Origin of the sequence: Mesorhizobium sp. M8A.F.Ca.ET.202.01.1.1, from assembly GCF_004791595.1 — a bacterium.
Taxonomy (GTDB): domain Bacteria; phylum Pseudomonadota; class Alphaproteobacteria; order Rhizobiales; family Rhizobiaceae; genus Mesorhizobium.
In genome coordinates this window covers 1-321 of sequence record NZ_SRUN01000183.1, presented here as the reverse complement: position 1 = coordinate 321, position 321 = coordinate 1, and the positions used below count along the sequence as shown (strand labels likewise).

Genomic DNA, 321 nt, shown 5'->3' with positions numbered 1-321 from the left:
GCTTGAGCGCCATCCGGGATCATTCCCTTGATGATCTCTGCATTGTGGCTCTTGTCGGTCGGCACGAACTTGATGGTGTCGCCGGGTGCGGCCCGGACGAAGTCGGGCTGAAAGACCATCGCGCCTTTCTCGCCCTTGTTCAGCATCTGGACAACATGTTCTTCGGCATTTGCAGCGCCGGCAATTGAGAGCAGGGCGACAGCCGCGGCAATCAGGGGCAGTTTCATTGGAGAGTTCCTTTCTTTGTTTCACCACGGCATCAACCGTTGCGTCCTTGTAGATCGCCGCACCAGCTGGCGATTTGCGCTGGCGCAAATTGCC

General features: G+C 57.9%; 1 protein-coding gene. It reads right to left on the bottom strand.

The genetic code is table 11. From position 1 onward, the window contains the following. On the bottom strand, positions 1-227 hold a 227-nt coding region (locus tag EN845_RS34410), incomplete at its 3' end, for a plastocyanin/azurin family copper-binding protein (protein ID WP_245511886.1). Between the last annotated feature and the right edge of the window lie 94 nt (positions 228-321).